Here is a 16,253-nt window from a genome sequence, read left to right as displayed (position 1 = left end):
ACGTCACCCTTCCGCGACGGCGGGCGTCCCGACCAGCTGTTCCGTGTGGACGGCCGCGGGCGCGGCGGCGTCCTCCGGCACGGCCTGTCCGACCGCGGGCACCCCGCCCGGGAGCAGGTCGAGCACCGCCTGCCGCTGGGCCTCGCTCGTGGCCTCGTCGTACGGGTCCGGGGTGGCCGGCACCTGGAACCGCAGGACCGGCCCACTGCCCAGCCGGGTGTATCCGCGTCCCGGCGGGACGTCGGGGACGGGCGTGGTGTGCGGCTGGACGCCCAGGACCGCTTCGACCTGCTCGCGGTCCGCGGGGCCCAGGACGGCGCGTGCCCTGGTGTGGGTCCACACGGTCTCGGTGAGGGTGTCCAGGCTGTCGAACTGGTCCGCCACCACGACCGTCACCCCGGCGGCGCGGCCGTGGCGCAGCGGCACCTGGAGGAGCTCCTGCGGATCCCGCCTGCCGTCGGCGGCCGCCAGGTGCCCCAGTGCGCTCGGGCGGTCGAGCAGGATCCAGAGGGGGCGCTTGATGTCCTCGGGCTCGGGGTGCCCGGCCTGGCGGGCCCGGTTGGCGGCGATGAGCCTGCGCTCGGTCTCGTGCGCCGCCCATTCGAGCGTCGCGAGCGCCCCGGCCAGCCCGCACTCCACGGCCAGCACGCCGTCCCGGCCGGTCAGGAAGCCGTACTCGCCGGTGCCACCGCCCTCCACGACGAGGATGTCGCCGTGCTGGAGCGCCTGCAGGGCGAGCGAACGCAGCAGGGTCGTCGTGCCGCTGCCGGGGTGCCCGGCGATCAGCAGATGGGGTTCCGTCGAACGGGCGCCGGTCCGCCAGATCACGGGCGAGGCGTCCCGCGTCCCGTCGCCGTCCTGGACCGGGACGGTGCGCCGGACCGCGTCCGCGTCGGTGAAGCCGAGCACGGTCTCGCCGGGCGCGGTGACGAAGCGCTGGGCGGTGATCGTGGTGGGGAGCGCGGCGAGCACGGTCATGAGGAGGTGGTTGCTCTCCTCGTCCCAGACGAAGTGGTGCTCGCGGCCCCGGCCGGACTTGGCGTGGAGCACCTGCTCCACACGGGCCCGGGACGCGGGGTCCCCGTCGGTGAAGTACGCCGGATAGTTCACCTGGAGCCGGGTGAGACGCCCGTTGCCGTCGAACTCGTACGACGTGCCGAAGGCCTTCTCCCAGTCGCCGCCGTGGGAGAACAGCGGACCGGGGTCATCGGCCACGGAGAAGTGCGGCACCAGCGCCTCGTACAGCGCCTGGAGCCGTGCCGCCTCCGCCTCGGCGGGGCCGGTGCTCGCGGGGGTGCGGTCGCGCCCTCGCCACGCGGCGGCGCCCATCACCGAGATGAGGGCCAGCAGAGGCCCGTAGGGGATGAGCGCCACCGCCAGTACGCAGGCCGCGACGAGGAACAGCACGTGTCCGCGGCGGTCCTTCGGTGTCGCGGCCCACTTGTGCCGTCCTGCTCCCGCCAGCAGCCGCAGACCACGGGTGACCGTGATCAGCGGATGGAGGACGTCGGTGGCGCTGTCGGCGGCCGTGCGCGCGATCTCGCGGCTGCGGGTGATCGAAGCGCTGCCGCTCCTGAGGATGCGGGGGAGTGGTCGCCGGGCCACGTCGGTCTCCTGGAGAGGTGGGAGCGGTTTCGGAGCGTCAGAACTTGATCCCGCCCAGCATGCTGGCGAGGCTCGCCCCGCCGGCCGTGATGCTGGGGGCGATGGCTGTGCCGGCCAGGTAGAAGCCGAACAGAGCACAGATGAGGGCGTGGGACGCCTTGAGCCCGTCCTTCTTGAAGAACAGGAAGACGATGATGCCGAGCAGTACCACGCCCGAGATGGAGAGGATCATGAGCGGTTCTCCTGGTTGAGGGGACAGTCACCATGAGTACTTCCAGGATCACAAGATGTACCTATACGATAAAAGGTGCAACTGAGTGAATACCCCTTGTTTTCACTCGACCGGTGGTCGAAAAGGCGCAGGCCAGGGGGTCCTGGCGCCGCAGAGGCCCTGTCCTCACCGGAAAGTGATGCCCGCGGGGTGATCTCCCGTCGGTCCTGGGCAGGCTGAGGACTGCGCCGGAGCAGTACTCTGTCGATTCACTCGTACGGCCCCCCGTCGTACTCCCCACCAGGTCAGCGACCGCGACAACGGCAATGGAAGGCGGCCCCTCCGATGAGCGAGACCCCCGACCCCGAGGTGATCGAGCTGGCGGCCAAGGTCTTCGACCTGGCCCGCCGGGGCGAGAGCGACGCGCTCGCCGCCTATGTCGACGCGGGTGTCCCCGCGAACCTCACCAACGACCGGGGCGACTCCCTGCTCATGCTCGCCGCGTACCACGGACACGCTCCCGCCGTCGTCGCGCTCGCGGGCCGTGGCGCCGACCCGGACCGGGCCAACGACCGGGGGCAGACCCCGTTGGCCGGAGCCGTCTTCAAGGGCGAGCGTGAAGTGATCGACGCACTGCTCTCGGCCGGGGCCGATCCGGCCGCCGGGACACCCTCCGCCGTGGACACCGCGCGCATGTTCGGCAAGGACGACCTGCTGGAACTCTTCGGTGCGCGCTGAGAGGCCGGCCGGCCGGTGCGTCGTAAATGTGGTCGCGTCGGCGAAATGGCTGGGTCATCATGACGTCGCGGGTCCGTTCCGGACCACCGACGAGAGGCAGAGGAAGATGAGCACCAGGCAGAAGACGGCAGTCGGCCGATCATGTTGCTGCGCGGCCTAGGGGATCTCACCCCGGCACATGGAACAGCACAGTCCCGGTCGCGTCGACAGCTTGATGTGAGGCTTTCCCCATGTTCGATCCGTTCATAGCGCCGAGCGGCACACTGCTCGGCCTGCTGCAGAGGGGCCGCGGCGACGGCACGCTCCACGCGCTCGCCGCCCCACGCCCCGAGGCCCTGGCGGCTCTCAACCACTGCGTCCTGAGCGATCCGCGTCACGACTGGCAGGTCGAGAACCGCTCCCTCTACTACGCACGCCTCTACCTCGACCTCGACGGTGGCACCGAGGAGATCGAGCAGCACCTGTGGGCTCCCGAGGACCACCTCGACACCGACGACTCCCGCACGGGTCTCGCCCTCTCGGTGCTCGGCCACCTCGCCTCCTACGGGCGCGACGACGCCCTCGTGCTCCTGCGCCGGTATGCCGCGACCGGGTCCAACTGGGCCTGGGCGCTCGACGAGCTCGCCCTGCGCGACGACGACGCCGGACTGCGTTCCCTGGCCGAGCCGGTGCTCGGGCGGTTCCCCGTCACGGCGGAGGGCGCCGCCGAGCTGGCCGCCGCCGTGCGCGACGCCTTCGAGCCCCGCCCCTGGCGGCTCTGGGCCGACGACTCACGCGAACCGGTCGCCGCCCGGGTCAGGGCGGCGAGCGAGCAGGGCTCCTTCGACCGATGGCAGCGGCAGATGCGGCCGGGCGGACCGCGCCCCGGCTGGAGTGTCCAGGCCGTGTTCGACTGGGCCCAGGCCGGACTGGAACGCGGCAGCGTGCTCCACGTACCCGCGGCCCGCTGCCTCTCCGCAGTCGCCGGGACCGAGGACCGGCCCCTGATCGTCGAGGCCGCGGGCAGCGGCTCCGAGGGCGCGCGCTGCGCCGCCCTGCACTATCTGGCCGAGGTCCAGGACCCCGCCGTGCTCGACCTGATCGAGCGGGCCGTCGCCGGCCCGTCCCCCACCGTGGCGGAGGCGGCCGTCGCCGCCTTCGAGCGGATGTGCGGCGAAGCGGCCGTCGACCGGGCCCGGCGCTGGGCCCACCGGCCCGACACCCTCGGGGCCTCGGCGGCCGGGGTCCTGGCCTGCCGCGGCGCCGCACAGGACGCGCCGCTCGTCCTCGCCGCGCTGCGCGAGGCGGTCCGGGGTGAGGGGCCCGACGCCCCGCACCTGTGGACCCTCGTCGACGGCACGGGCCGCCTGGGCATCGCCTGTGCCGCGCCCGTGCTGCGTCATGTCTACCGGGAGACGTCCTCCTCACACCTGCGTGGCCGCGCCGCCCGGGCCCTGGCCGCCACCGACCCTTCCTTCGCCAGCGGATTCGCCGTGGAGTGCCTCTGGGACTGCGAGGAGACCACCCGGGAGCTGGCCGCACATCACGCGGAGACCGGGGACATCCGGGTCGCCGAACGGCTGAGGCGGCTCGCCGCCGACCCGGCCGAGGAGGCCGAGGTCCAGTCCGCCGTACGCAGCAGGATCGGGCCCGACGCGCCCGCCGTCTGAGCCGGCGCTCCGCTGACGCACGGAGCCCGGACGCCGCGCGCCGGGGGAGCGCGGCGCGAACGCTCGTAGGACGTCCCGGACGGAAAGATCCGAGTCGGCACGGGCACGCCCGGCGCGGTGACAACACCCGTGTGCGGGTCGTCATCGTCAGCGAATCCTTTCCTCCCGACGTCAACGGTGTGGCCCACCGCACCCTGCGGACCGCCCGGCACCTCGCCGCCCGCGGCCGCCAGCCGCTGGTCATCGCACGGGCCGAGGCGACGGCCACCACCCGTTCCGGGGGCGCCGTACGCCCTTTCTGCGGTGGTACGTCCCGCGCGCCAGAATGGAGGGATGACCGGACGCTGGGAGTTCTGGATCGACCGCGGCGGCACCTTCACGGACGTCGTGGGACGTGAGCCCGATGGCCGGCTGGTCTCCCGCAAACTGCTGTCGCACGACCCCGGCCGCTACCGTGACGCCGCCGTCGCGGGGATCAGGCTCCTTCTCGGGCTCGGCCCCCGCGACCCGGTCCCCGCCGACCGGGTCGCGGGCGTCAAGATGGGCACGACGGTCGCCACCAACGCCCTTCTGGAGCGACGGGGCGAGCCCACCGTCCTGGTCGTCACCGAAGGCTTCCGGGACGCCCTGCGGATCGCGTACCAGAACCGGCCCCGGCTCTTCGACCGCCGCATCCTGCTCCCCGAGGCCGTGTACGCCCGGGTCGTCGAGGTCCCCGAACGCGTCGACGCCCGCGGGGGCACCGTGAAGGCACTCGACCGCGACGCCGTGGCCGGGCGGCTCAGGGAGGCAGCGGAGGACGGGTTCCGCAGCGCCGCCGTCGTGCTCATGCACGGCTACCGCCACCCCGAGCACGAGCGAGCCGTCGGTGAGGAAGCCAGGGCAGCGGGCTTCACCCAGGTCAGCTGCTCGCACGAGGTCAGCCCGCTGATCAAGCTCGTGCCGCGCGGCGACACCACCGTCGTCGACGCCTACCTCTCACCGGTCCTGCGCCGCTACGTCGAGGAGGTGTCCGCCGAACTCCCCGGGATCCGGCTCATGTTCATGCAGTCCAACGGCGGGCTTCGTGAAGCCGCGCACTTCCGCGGCAAGGACGCGGTGCTCTCCGGCCCGGCAGGGGGTGTCGTCGGCATGGTGCGTACGTCGGGCCAGGCGGGCCACGACCGCGTCATCGGCTTCGACATGGGCGGCACCTCCACCGATGTCTCCCACTACGCGGGCGAATTCGAACGTGAGCTCGGGACGCAGGTGGCAGGGGTGCGGATGAGTGCGCCCATGATGAGCATCCACACCGTCGCCGCCGGCGGCGGATCCGTCCTGCACTTCGACGGACGGCGCTACCGGGTCGGCCCCGACTCGGCCGGGGCCGACCCCGGGCCCGCCGGCTACCGCAAGGGCGGGCCGCTCACCGTCACCGACGCCAACGTCATGCTCGGCCGCATCCGCCCGGAGCACTTCCCCGCGGTCTTCGGGCCCGAGGGGAACCAGCCGCTCGACGCCCGTCTCGTGAAGCAGCGCTTCGACGCCCTGGCCGAGGAGGTGTCAGCCGCCACCGGAAGCCGGCGTACGGCCGCCGAAGTGGCCGCGGGCTTCCTGGAGATCGCCGTGCTCAACATGGCGAACGCCGTCAAGAAGATCTCCGTACAACGGGGCCACGACATCACCCGCTACGCCCTCACCGGCTTCGGCGGCGCGGGAGGGCAGCACGTCTGCGCCGTCGCCGACGCCCTGGGCATCGACACCGTCCTCGTACCGCCGCTCGCCGGCGTCCTCTCCGCGTACGGAATCGGTCTCGCCGACGCCACCGCGATGCGCGAACGGTCCGTCGAGGCCCCCCTGGACGACGCGACCGGTACCCGGGTTCGTGGCCTCTGCGAGTCCCTGGCCGAGCGCACCCGGGCCGACCTCAGGGCCGACGGTGTCCCCGACGGCGCCATCACCACCCGGGCGCGGATCCTCCTGCGCTACGCGGGCACGGACGCCGCCCTGCCCGTCGCCCACGGCACCGCCACCGCCATGACCGCGGACTTCACCGAAGCCCACCGGACGCGCTACGGATGCACCATGGACAAGCCCCTGGTGGTCGAGGCCGTCTCCGTGGAAGCCACCGGAACAGCCGGCCCGCACACCCCTCCCCGGGTGGGAGCGGGCGCGGGAGAAGGACCGCTGCGCCCCCTCGGAACCGTGACGATGTTCACCGGGGACGGATGGCGCGACGCCGGGCTGTACCGCCGCGCGACACTGCGCGCCGAGGACACCGTCACCGGCCCGGCCGTCGTCACGGAGGACGACGCCACCACCGTCGTCGACCCCGGATGGCAGGCGACGGCGGGGCCGGCCGGACACCTCGTGCTGCGCCGGACCGAGCCGCGGCCCGGGCGGACCGCCGTCGGCACCCGGGTGGACCCCGTCATGCTCGAGGTGTTCAACAACCTCTTCATGTCGATCGCCGAACAGATGGGCGTACGACTGCAGAACACGGCGCACTCCGTCAACATCAAGGAGCGGCTGGACTTCTCGTGCGCGCTGTTCGACGCGGACGGCGATCTGGTGGCCAACGCCCCGCACATCCCGGTCCACCTGGGTTCGATGGGGGAGTCCATCAAAGAGGTGCTGCGGCGCAACGAGGACACCCTCCGGCCCGGTGATGTGTACGCCGTCAACGATCCCTACCACGGCGGCACCCATCTGCCGGATGTGACCGTCGTGACGCCCGTGTTCGACGAGCCGGCCGACGGACAGGAGCAGCGGCTGCGCTTCCTGGTCGCCTCACGTGGCCACCACGCGGAGATCGGAGGCATCACCCCGGGCTCCATGCCCGCCTTCAGCCGTACGGTCGACGAAGAGGGCGTCCTGTTCGACAACTGGCCGCTGGTACGCGACGGGACATTCAGCGAGGCGGAGACCCGGGAGCTGCTCACGACCGCGCCCCACCCGTCACGCGACCCGGACACCAACCTCGCCGACCTGCGCGCCCAGATCGCGGCCAACGAGAAGGGCATCTCGGAACTGCGACGCATGACGCGCCAGTTCGGGCAGGACGTCGTCGAGGCGTACATGGGGCACGTCCAGGACAACGCCGAGGAATCGGTACGCCGCATCGTGGCCGGGCTGCGCGACGGCTCCTGCCGCTACGAGACCGACAACGGCGCCGTCATCGCCGTGAGCGTGCGGGTGGACCGCGACGCACGCCGGGCCGTCATCGACTTCGAGGGCACGTCCCCGCAGCAGACCGGCAACTTCAACGCCCCCAGGTCCGTGGTGACGGCCGCCGTCCTCTACGTGTTCCGGACGCTCGTCGAGGAGGACATCCCCCTCAACAGCGGCTGTCTGAAACCCTTGGACATCCGCGTACCCGACGGTTCGATGCTCGCACCCGTCCACCCGGCGGCGACCGTCGCGGGCAACGTCGAGACCTCCCAGGCTGTCACCGGCGCCCTCTACGCGGCTCTCGGCGTCCAGGCCGAGGGCTCCGGCACCATGAACAACCTCACCTTCGGCAACGACCGGGTCCAGTACTACGAGACCGTCGCGAGCGGCTCCGGCGCCGGGGACGGATTCGACGGGGCCGACGCCGTGCAGACCCACATGACCAACTCCCGGCTCACCGACCCGGAGATCCTCGAGTGGCGCTACCCGGTGCTGCTGGAGAGCTTCGGCGTACGGGAGGACAGCGCGGGCCCGGGCCGGTGGCACGGCGGCAGAGGGGTGGAACGCAGGCTCCGCTTCCTCGAACCCGTCACGGTGGCACTCCTGTCGGGACACCGCCGGGTGCCCCCGTACGGCATGGCGGGAGGCGGCCCCGGAGCCCTCGGTGAACAGTACGTCGAGCGGGCCGGCCGGGCCGGCGTGACGCCGCTCGAAGGCTGTGACACCGCCGAGCTCGACACCGGGGACGTCCTGGTGCTGCGCACGCCGGGAGGGGGCGGTTACGGGCGGCCGTGACCGGTCGCTTCTGCGCCGTTTCGACCGTTGTCGGTGCGAGGACCTAATCTGTGCAGCGTGACTTCGCCTGCCGCCACCCACACCGCTGCGCCCCAGCTCAGCGCGGGACCGAGGCCCGCCCCGGGCCCCGCCGCCGATGAGGGGCTCTCGCGTCGGCTGCGCGCGCTCGCCTGCACCGCCCCGCTGCACGACCTCGACGTGCGCAAGGCCAATCTGGCCGGTGAGTACACGGTCTACGCGATGGCCGAGGTCGCCCTCGCCGCGATCGACCTCGTCACCCTCAACATGGACTTCGACACGGGCGCCGACCACGACCAGATAGTGGCCAGGCTCCTCCCGCGGATCGCGGCCCAGGCACCCCGCCGGCCCGTCACCGAGCACGAGCGGGTCGCGCGCTGGGTGCTGGAGAACCTGATCAACGTCGGGAGCGTGGACCGCGGCTTCCGCGCGGTGTACGGCACCTTCGGACCCGACGGCGTCTACGTCCGCAGGGACTACGACTTCAAGCTCGTCGAGGAAGTCCCCGGCCACGGCGGGGCGGTCTACCTCCGCGCCACCGACGAGGCGGTCAACGTCCTGGTGGGCGCCCTGGACACGGACGTCACCAGCGCCCAGATCGCCGCCGAGGTGAAGCTGGAGGTCCTCATCAGCAGGGGCCGCCTCGCCGACGCCCAGCTCGCCGCCGAACAGGCCCGCTACCGCACCGTGCAGTACGCCGAGACGCTCCGCAGGACACTGGACGCGACCCGCCGCAACGTCCGCGCCGTGGACTGGCTCAACGCCGTGCCGGACATGATCGCCGAGGCGCTGGACCACGTCGCCGACCGCTACCGCCACGAGAACGCGATCCTCACCAACATCCGCAAGGCCAGGGACGAGGCCGAGGAGCCCGAGCACAAGCGCCGCGCCGCCGAGCTGGTCGACATCGTCAAGGACTGCATCCGACGCCACACCCAGCTCCAGTCAAGGCTCCTGGAGGCAGGGCCCCTCTTCCGCGCCGAGCAGGACCGCCAGGCGTTCGCCACCCCCACCGCGCAGGCGGGCCTCGACCTCTACGGACAGCTCGTCGTGCCCCTGCTGCCGCTCCCCGTCGAGCAGGCCACCCGGGCCACCGACGCGTTCTTCGCACACGGCACCGGGCTGCGCACACCCACCTCCGTCCGGGTCGGCGACCTCGTCGACCTGCTGCTCATGCCCCCGGTCGAGCGGGAGCACCTCGGCGCGGAAATGCCCGAGCCCGACCTCATCGCCACCCCGGACGACAGCCGGTTCAGCGAGGAGCAGCTCGGACACGCCATGGAGCTGCTCGACCTGGAGCACGACGCCCCCCGCCGGCTCTCAGGACTCCTCGCCGAGGCACGGCTGCGCGACCCCGAGCTGCCGTACCTCGTCGCCCTGCTGGCCGTCCACGCGGCCAGCCCTCCCGTCGGCACCGCCTACCGCCAGGGCGAGCGACGGCTGCTGTTCGCCGTCGACGACGGCACCCAGCTCGAGGACCACGAATTCGGCGGAGCCGACCTGATAGTGGGCATGGCCCTGCTGGACGCGGCGGGCATGGCCGCGGACCGCAAGGACGCCTCGTGAGCGTCCCCGGCCCGACCACCCGACCCCTGCCGCCCGGATGCGGCACCCGTACCGAGGAGTCACCGAGTTGAGCGAGCAGCACGCCGAGCACACCGACGCGTGGGGCGACCAGCACCTCCCGCAGGCGGCCGACGCCGCGCGGCCGGCCGCTGTCACGCCCGCCGACGCCGCCGACGCCGCCCGGCTGGTCTCCTTCGGGCTGCAGCCCAAGCTGATGCCCGCCCGCGACGCCGAGTACACCGAGCTGCTCCGCCGCTACCGCGAGGAGCCCGCCTTCGCCCGGCTCTCCGACGCCGTCGCCACCGGGCTCGGGCTCATCGTGCTGGAGGTCTCCACCCGCGCCGGGATGGCCGTGACCGCCGGCGAGGACTCGGTCTTCGCCGTGCGCATGGGTGACTACGCCCGGCGCGCGTCCCCCGACTCCGCCGACCGCTTCCTGCACGGTCTCGCCCACCTCGCCGTCGCCGCCATGGCCTTCCCCCGCCCCGAGGACCTGGCCGACGACTCGTACATCGGCCGCATCACCGTCAACGGCGTCGACGCCTTCGTCCGCCAGGCCTGCCAACGCCTGGAGGAGCGCGCCGAGGAGCAGGGCGACAACACCGACCCGGCCACCGACGCGCCCGGCCTGGAATCCGGGTGGCGGATCTACTCCCGCCGCAGCGCCACCGGAGCCACCAAGGACGCCCGCCGGCTGGCCGGCTCGACCACCGGCATCATCGGCAAGGCAGTCGCCTTCCTCACGGATTCGGGTTTCCTCCAGCGCACCGGGGACGACGCGGGCGGCGCCTACCGCACCACCGCCCGCTACCAGCTCCAGGTGCGCGACATGGCCGGCAGCGCCGCCATGGCCGAACTGCTGGAGCTCGGCGTGGTCCCGGTCACGGACGGATCGGCCACCCTGCTGCCCCCGCCCGACGACGAAGGCCTGGAGCTGGCCGCCGACGCGGGACTCCCCTTCCACTCCTGAACCACCGCGCCCCGGCCCGCTCCAGCCGCCCGCACTCCAGCCCGCCCGCCGCCAGAACGACGAGAGTCCGCCGCCATGTACGAGTTGTCCCGGGTCCGCCTCTACTCCATCGGACCCGCCGGTGCGCGCTACGCCGACACCGTGCTCGACCTGCGCGGTGTCGGCGAGCCGGTGCCCAGGCCCGCGCCGGCCCAGGCGGAGTTCTTCGAGGAAGAGCCGGCCGGCCCCCCGCGCCGCCCGGCGCCCGCCGGCGTGCTCTTCCTGGAGAACGGCGGAGGCAAGTCCGTCCTGCTCAAACTGATCTTCTCGGTGATGCTGCCGGGCCACCGCAACACCCTGGGCGGCGCCAGCTCCGGTGTCCTGCGCAAGTTCCTGCTCGCCGACGACTGCGGCCACGTCGCCCTGGAGTGGCAGCACACCCTGACCGGCGAGTGCGTCGTCGTCGGCAAGGTCAGCGAATGGCGTGGCCGGCAGGTCTCCAGCGACCCCCGTAAGTTCGCCGAGGCCTGGTACTCCTTCCGCCCCGGTCCCGGACTCAGCCTCGACAGCCTCCCCGTGGCCGAGGCCAGCTCGGTGGGCCGCCCCGCCGAAGGCGTCTCGAACGCCCGCGGCAGACGCCGCACGATGAAGGGCTTCCGCGACGCGCTCACGGACGCCGGCAAGTTCTACCCGCACCTCGACGTGCACTGGGAAGAGATCCACGACCGGTGGAACGAACACCTCGGTGACCTCGGACTCGACCCCGAACTCTTCCGCTACCAGCGGGAGATGAACGCCGACGAAGGTGAGGCCGCCGGCCTCTTCGCGGTCAAGAAGGACTCCGACTTCACCGACCTGCTGCTCCGGGCCGTCACCGACACCCGTGACACGGACGGCCTCGCCGACCTCGTCAGCGGCTTCGGCAACAAGCTGGGCCGCCGTGCCGAGCTCACCGCCGAACGCGACTTCACCGCCGGTTCGGTCGAGCTGCTCGGCCGGATCGTCGACGCCACCGCGACCAGGGCCCGCAGCCGCGACGTCCACGCGGGTGCCGAACGCCGCACCCGCACCCTCGCCCGCAGGCTCTCCGGCCGCGCCGCCGAGGAGCGCGGCCGCACCGCGGAGCTCGCCCAGCAGGTCGCGGACGCCGCCCACACCGTCACCGAGGCCGAATCGGCCCGCGGCCGCCGGGACCTGATCGCGGCCGAACTGGCCTACCGGCACGCGTCCCTGGCCCTCACCGCCGCCGAGAAGAGCGCGGCGGCGCAGCGCCGTGAGCTGGGCGAGGCACGCACCCTGCACTCCGCCTGGCAGGCCGCCGAAGCCGTCCTGCGCCACCGCGCCGCCGCCGACCGCTCTGCACGCGTCGCCGTCGCCATCCGCGAGGCGGAGCGAGACGCGGCCCCCGCCCTGGCCGCACGCGCCACGGCCGCCGCCGACCTCGTACGGGCCCTGCACACCGCCGCGGAGGCGGGGGAGCGGGTGGCGGACGAGGAGGAGGAGCGGTCCGCGACCCTGCAGTCCACCGGGGAGGAAGCCCACCGGGACGCCACCACCGCCGCCACCGAGGCCCAGCGCGCCCGCAGCGAGGCCGGACACCTGCGCCAGCGCCTCGCCGAGGTCGAACAGGAGACCGCGGAAGCCGTACGCGCGGGCTGGCTCGACGACACCGCGCCGGACGCCGACCCGGCCCGCGCGGCCCTCGCGGCGAACGACGCGGAGAAGACCGCCGTCGCCGCCTGGGACACCGCACGCGAGGCGGCCAGGGCCACCGCCGAGCAGGCCAGGGAAGCCGCCGCGGCCGAGAGCCGCACCGAGCTCGCCGCGGCCCGCGCCGCCGACGGCGCGCAGGCCGCCGAACAGTCCTACGAGGCCGAGCGCAGGGCCGCCGAATCGATCGCAGCCGACCACCGCCTCGCCGACCTGCTGGGCCTCCCGGCGGCCACCGGCGGCGGTGTCCCGCGCCCCCGCGGCGCCGCAGCGGGAACGGACGGGAACGAAGAAACCACCGGCGGGGACGCGCCGTCCCTCACGGCCGAGGAATTCGATGCCGCCGCTGACGAGCTGAGGGAACTCCTCGACCAAGGCGTCTTCGCCGCCGAACGACGGCTCTTCGACCTGCGCACCGCGGCCGCCGACGACTCCCGCATCCTCGGCGCCCTCGGGGACGGCGGACTGCTGCCGCCCGGACCCGACGTCCTCACCACCGTCGAGTACCTCGGTGAGCACGGCATCCCGGCCCTGCCCGGCTGGCGCTACCTCGCCCAGGCCGTGGACCCCGCCGACCACGCGGCGGTCCTGGCGGCGCGCCCCGAGCTCGTCGACGGTGTCGTCATCACCGACCCGGACGCGCACACCCGCGCCCGCGAGGTCCTGGCCGCCGCCGCCCTGCTGCCCCGGTCGGCCGTCGCCGTGGGCACCACCGCGGCCCTCCTCGCCCCCGTACCCCCGCCCGGCGGCGCGGGCACCGGCGGTGACGACGTGTTCCTCGTCCCGCCGAACCCCGCGATGCACGACGAACACGCCGCGGACGAGGAGCGCCAGGCGCTCCGTGCCCGGGCCGCGGCGCGCGACGAGGACATCAGGTCGCTCGCGGCCCGGCTCGCCGCCGACCGCGCCCTCGCCGCCCGGATCGGCTCGTGGCGTGCCGACTGCCCGCCCGGGATGCTCGCCGAGCTCGGCGACGCCGCCCGCACCGCCCGCGCCGCCGCGGAGGCCGCCGAGGCCGCACTCGCCGAGGCCCGCACCGTGCGAGCCGAGGCCGACGAGGCCGCCGCGGACGCCGCGCGCGTCCGGGACGAGCGGCAGGAGGCGGCCCAGCGGGCCCGCCGCGCCGCCGACGCGCTCGCGGGCCTGGCCCACCGTCTCCGCGACCGCGCGGGCTGGCAGGCGCGACTGCGTGAACTCACCGACGAGGCAGCCGAATCGGAGGCGCGCGCCACAGCGTGCCTGGAGCGGGCACGCGCCGCCGACGAGGACCGCCGTGCCGCCCAGCGCGCCGCGGACGACGCCCACCGCACAGCCCGTGCCCTGCGCGCCGAGCGAGCGGAGATCGCGGGTGCCCCGGAAACGCTGCCGGAGCCCGACGCCTCGGGCCCGCGCATCTCCCTCCCCGCCCTGCGCGAGGCCTACCGAGCGGCCTCCAGGCTGTACGAGAAGGTGGGTGTCGGGGCCGACCTGCGCGCCGAGCAGGCGCGCGCCGAGAGCGACGAGAGCGCCGCCCTGGCCGAGCTCGACCGCCTCACCAACAAGGTCCGCACCCGTGCCGCCCAGCTGCTCGAAGGCACCGACGGGGCCGACGGGCCCTCCCGGCAGGCGGCCGCAGCCCGCGCCGAGTCCCACGTCCAGCTCCTGGAGACCCGGGCCTCCACGGCCAGCGAGCAGCTCGGCCGGCTGCGCGGTGAAGCCGAACGGCTCGCACCCGCCGACGAGGCACCGCACCACACGGAGCTCCCCGCCGACCTGTCCCCGGCCGACGCCGACCAGGCCCAGGCGCTGCTCCGTACGGCGACCGCCGAACTCGCCTCCGCCACCGAGACGCTGGACACCGCGCGCGCGGCCCACGCCGAGCTGCTGCGCGCCCACCGCACCGCCGAGGGCTCGGCGAGCGGCTTCGACGAGACCGCCGCACTCCTGCGTGACCTGCTCAGGGACCACGGCGCGGAGGACGAGACCGAGTCCCCCGACCCGTATTCGGGCACCCTGGAGGAGGCCAGGCAGTCCGCCGCCGAGGCCCGCCGCTCACTGCGCGGCTGCTCCACGGACCTCTCAGCAGCGGAGAGTTCAGTACGGGAGGCGAGCGACGTTCTCGTACGGCACGCCAACTCCACCCGTTACGAACAGGTCCGCACCCCGGCCCGGCAGCAGATCCGGGAGCTTCCGGCAGCCGCCCTGCCCGACCACGCCGAGAAGTGGGCCGCGGCCTTCGCGCCCAGGCTGCGTGTGCTCACCGACGAGCTGGTCCAGCTGGAGCGCAACCGCGACTCCATCGTCGACCGGCTCCGAGGCCTCGTGGAATCGGCCCTCACGACGCTCCGCTCCGCCCAGCGGCTCTCCCAGCTGCCCGAGGGGCTGGGGGAGTGGTCCGGCCAGGAATTCCTCCGGATCCGTTTCGAGGAGCCCGACCAGGCCACCCTCACCGAGAGGCTCGGCGAGGTCATCGACGAGGCCACGCACGCGGCCCTCAAGAAGAACTCCGACCTGCGCAGGGACGGCATGTCCCTCCTGCTGCGGGGCGTACAGGCGGCTCTCCAGCCCAAGGGCATCGCGGTGGAGATCCTCAAGCCGGACGCGGTGCTCCGCGCCGAGCGCGTCCCGGTCGGGCAGATGGGCGACGTCTTCTCCGGTGGCCAGCTGCTCACCGCCGCCATCGCGCTGTACTGCACGATGGCGGCCCTGCGCAGCAACGACAGGGGCCGGGACCGGCACCGGCACGCGGGCACGCTCTTCCTCGACAACCCCATCGGGCGCGCCAACGCGACGTACCTGCTGGAGCTGCAGCGCGCGGTCTCCGACGCGCTCGGAGTCCAACTGCTCTACACCACCGGGCTGTTCGACACGACGGCGCTCGCCGAATTTCCGCTCGTGATCCGCCTCCGCAACGACGCGGACCTGCGGGCCGGACTGAAGTACATCAGCGTCGAGGAGCACCTCAGGCCGGGGCTGCCCCAGCAGGACCCCGCCGGTGAGACCGTCCACGGCGAGATCACCGCGACCCGCATGTTCAAGCGGAGCGCGGAGACGACCGGCCCGGCGGGCGCGCCGGCGGTCCCGGAGATGCGTACGGAGATGACGGACACGCGCACGGAGCCCGCACAGCAGGCCACCGACAAGCGGTAGGGGACGCCGGGGCGCAGGCGGTCAGGCCCGGGAGAGCCGGCCTTCGCCCCGGCGTCGTATCCGGGCTTCCCTGCGCGCCCGGGACCGTGCCGCCCGCCTGGCGGCGCGGCGCTCCCGGCGCATGCGCCGCGCCGTGCTGCTGGGGACGGACACCACGCCGTTGCGCTGGTTCCACACCTGCCGGGTCACCCACACGTCCAGCACGGACCACGTCGCCACGACAGTGCCCCCCACCCCGGTGAGCACCATCGGGAAGGCGAGCCAGGACCCGGCCAGCGTGCAGAGGAAGGCCACCATGGCCAGGATGATCGTCAGTGACATGATCAGGACGGCGCGCACGGCCGCCGTCCGCACCGGATCCGGCATTCTCCGGCGCTCAGCGGGCTCGTCCACCCACAGCTGCCGGGGGATCCGGGCACCGGCGGGCGCCCCGCCGGCCGCCCGCGCACCCGTCTGTGACGGGACCGCCTCCGACGGGACCGCCGACGATGCCGCCGCGCCCCGGCGCTCATCCGTGTCCAAGGACCTTCAACTCCCCACCACTGTCCGACTGGGGGGTGGCTGCCCGGCCTGCGCCCTTTTTACGCGGGCGGAGCCGCTTGCCTGTCGCACGTACCCCCGTGAGGTTCTTCTGCCCCGTACGTGTGGACGAATGCCAGGTCGCGAAGATTCCCGCCCAGGGGTGGCAACCAGCCCCGAAAGGTCACGGAAGGAAGAATTCCAGCCAACTGCC

9 protein-coding genes and 1 pseudogene are annotated in these 16,253 nt (G+C 73.6%); 7 read left to right on the top strand and 3 right to left on the bottom strand.

Translation table 11 applies throughout. The features are described 5' to 3' along the window. Window positions 1-3: 3 nt before the first annotated feature. Together ACZ32T_RS24735 and ACZ32T_RS24730 are read right to left on the bottom strand one after the other, a co-directional pair. Window positions 4-1,605 carry a hypothetical protein gene (locus ACZ32T_RS24735; protein ID WP_467369070.1) on the bottom strand — a complete coding sequence of 534 codons (1,602 nt, stop codon included), beginning with the start codon at window positions 1,603-1,605 and terminating at the stop codon, window positions 4-6. 37 nt (window positions 1,606-1,642) lie between these two features. Then, on the bottom strand, window positions 1,643-1,837 hold the full coding sequence (locus ACZ32T_RS24730) for a hypothetical protein (protein ID WP_014044751.1): 195 nt from the start codon (window positions 1,835-1,837) through the stop codon (window positions 1,643-1,645). Between the two features lie 324 nt (window positions 1,838-2,161). On the opposite strand from ACZ32T_RS24730, the gene ACZ32T_RS24725 reads away from it, so the two are divergent. The 7 genes and pseudogenes from ACZ32T_RS24725 (at window position 2,162) to ACZ32T_RS24695 (ending at window position 15,520) form a co-directional block, all read left to right on the top strand. Further along, on the top strand, window positions 2,162-2,554 hold the full coding sequence (locus ACZ32T_RS24725) for an ankyrin repeat domain-containing protein (RefSeq protein ID WP_356712692.1): 393 nt from the start codon (window positions 2,162-2,164) through the stop codon (window positions 2,552-2,554). Window positions 2,555-2,784: 230 nt separating this feature from the next. Continuing rightward, window positions 2,785-4,203, top strand: a complete 1,419-nt coding sequence (locus ACZ32T_RS24720; protein WP_467369068.1) for a HEAT repeat domain-containing protein — start codon at window positions 2,785-2,787, stop codon at window positions 4,201-4,203. Window positions 4,204-4,334: 131 nt separating this feature from the next. Next, window positions 4,335-4,472: pseudogene (locus ACZ32T_RS24715) on the top strand (glycosyltransferase); the annotation flags it as partial. Between the two features lie 64 nt (window positions 4,473-4,536). Then, window positions 4,537-8,148, top strand: coding sequence for a hydantoinase B/oxoprolinase family protein (locus tag ACZ32T_RS24710; RefSeq protein ID WP_467369066.1), 3,612 nt, complete (start codon window positions 4,537-4,539; stop codon window positions 8,146-8,148). A gap of 57 nt (window positions 8,149-8,205) precedes the next feature. Continuing rightward, window positions 8,206-9,732: a hypothetical protein gene (locus ACZ32T_RS24705; RefSeq protein WP_467265015.1), complete on the top strand. Its 1,527-nt coding sequence runs from the start codon at window positions 8,206-8,208 to the stop codon at window positions 9,730-9,732. A 67-nt stretch (window positions 9,733-9,799) separates the two neighbouring features. Next, the gene (locus ACZ32T_RS24700) at window positions 9,800-10,702 is read left to right on the top strand and encodes a hypothetical protein (RefSeq protein WP_467265017.1); all 903 of its coding nucleotides are present in this window, start codon (window positions 9,800-9,802) and stop codon (window positions 10,700-10,702) included. 75 nt (window positions 10,703-10,777) lie between these two features. Continuing rightward, window positions 10,778-15,520: a coiled-coil domain-containing protein gene (locus ACZ32T_RS24695; RefSeq protein ID WP_467369064.1), complete on the top strand. Its 4,743-nt coding sequence runs from the start codon at window positions 10,778-10,780 to the stop codon at window positions 15,518-15,520. Between the two features lie 21 nt (window positions 15,521-15,541). On the opposite strand, the gene ACZ32T_RS24690 is transcribed toward ACZ32T_RS24695, so the two are convergent. Next, window positions 15,542-16,042 carry a hypothetical protein gene (locus ACZ32T_RS24690; RefSeq protein ID WP_467369062.1) on the bottom strand — a complete coding sequence of 167 codons (501 nt, stop codon included), beginning with the start codon at window positions 16,040-16,042 and terminating at the stop codon, window positions 15,542-15,544. Between the last annotated feature and the right edge of the window lie 211 nt (window positions 16,043-16,253).

The sequence above is a fragment of the Streptomyces sp. NPDC023573 genome (genome assembly GCF_055559735.1).
This window is presented reverse-complemented; position numbering and strand designations above follow the sequence as displayed.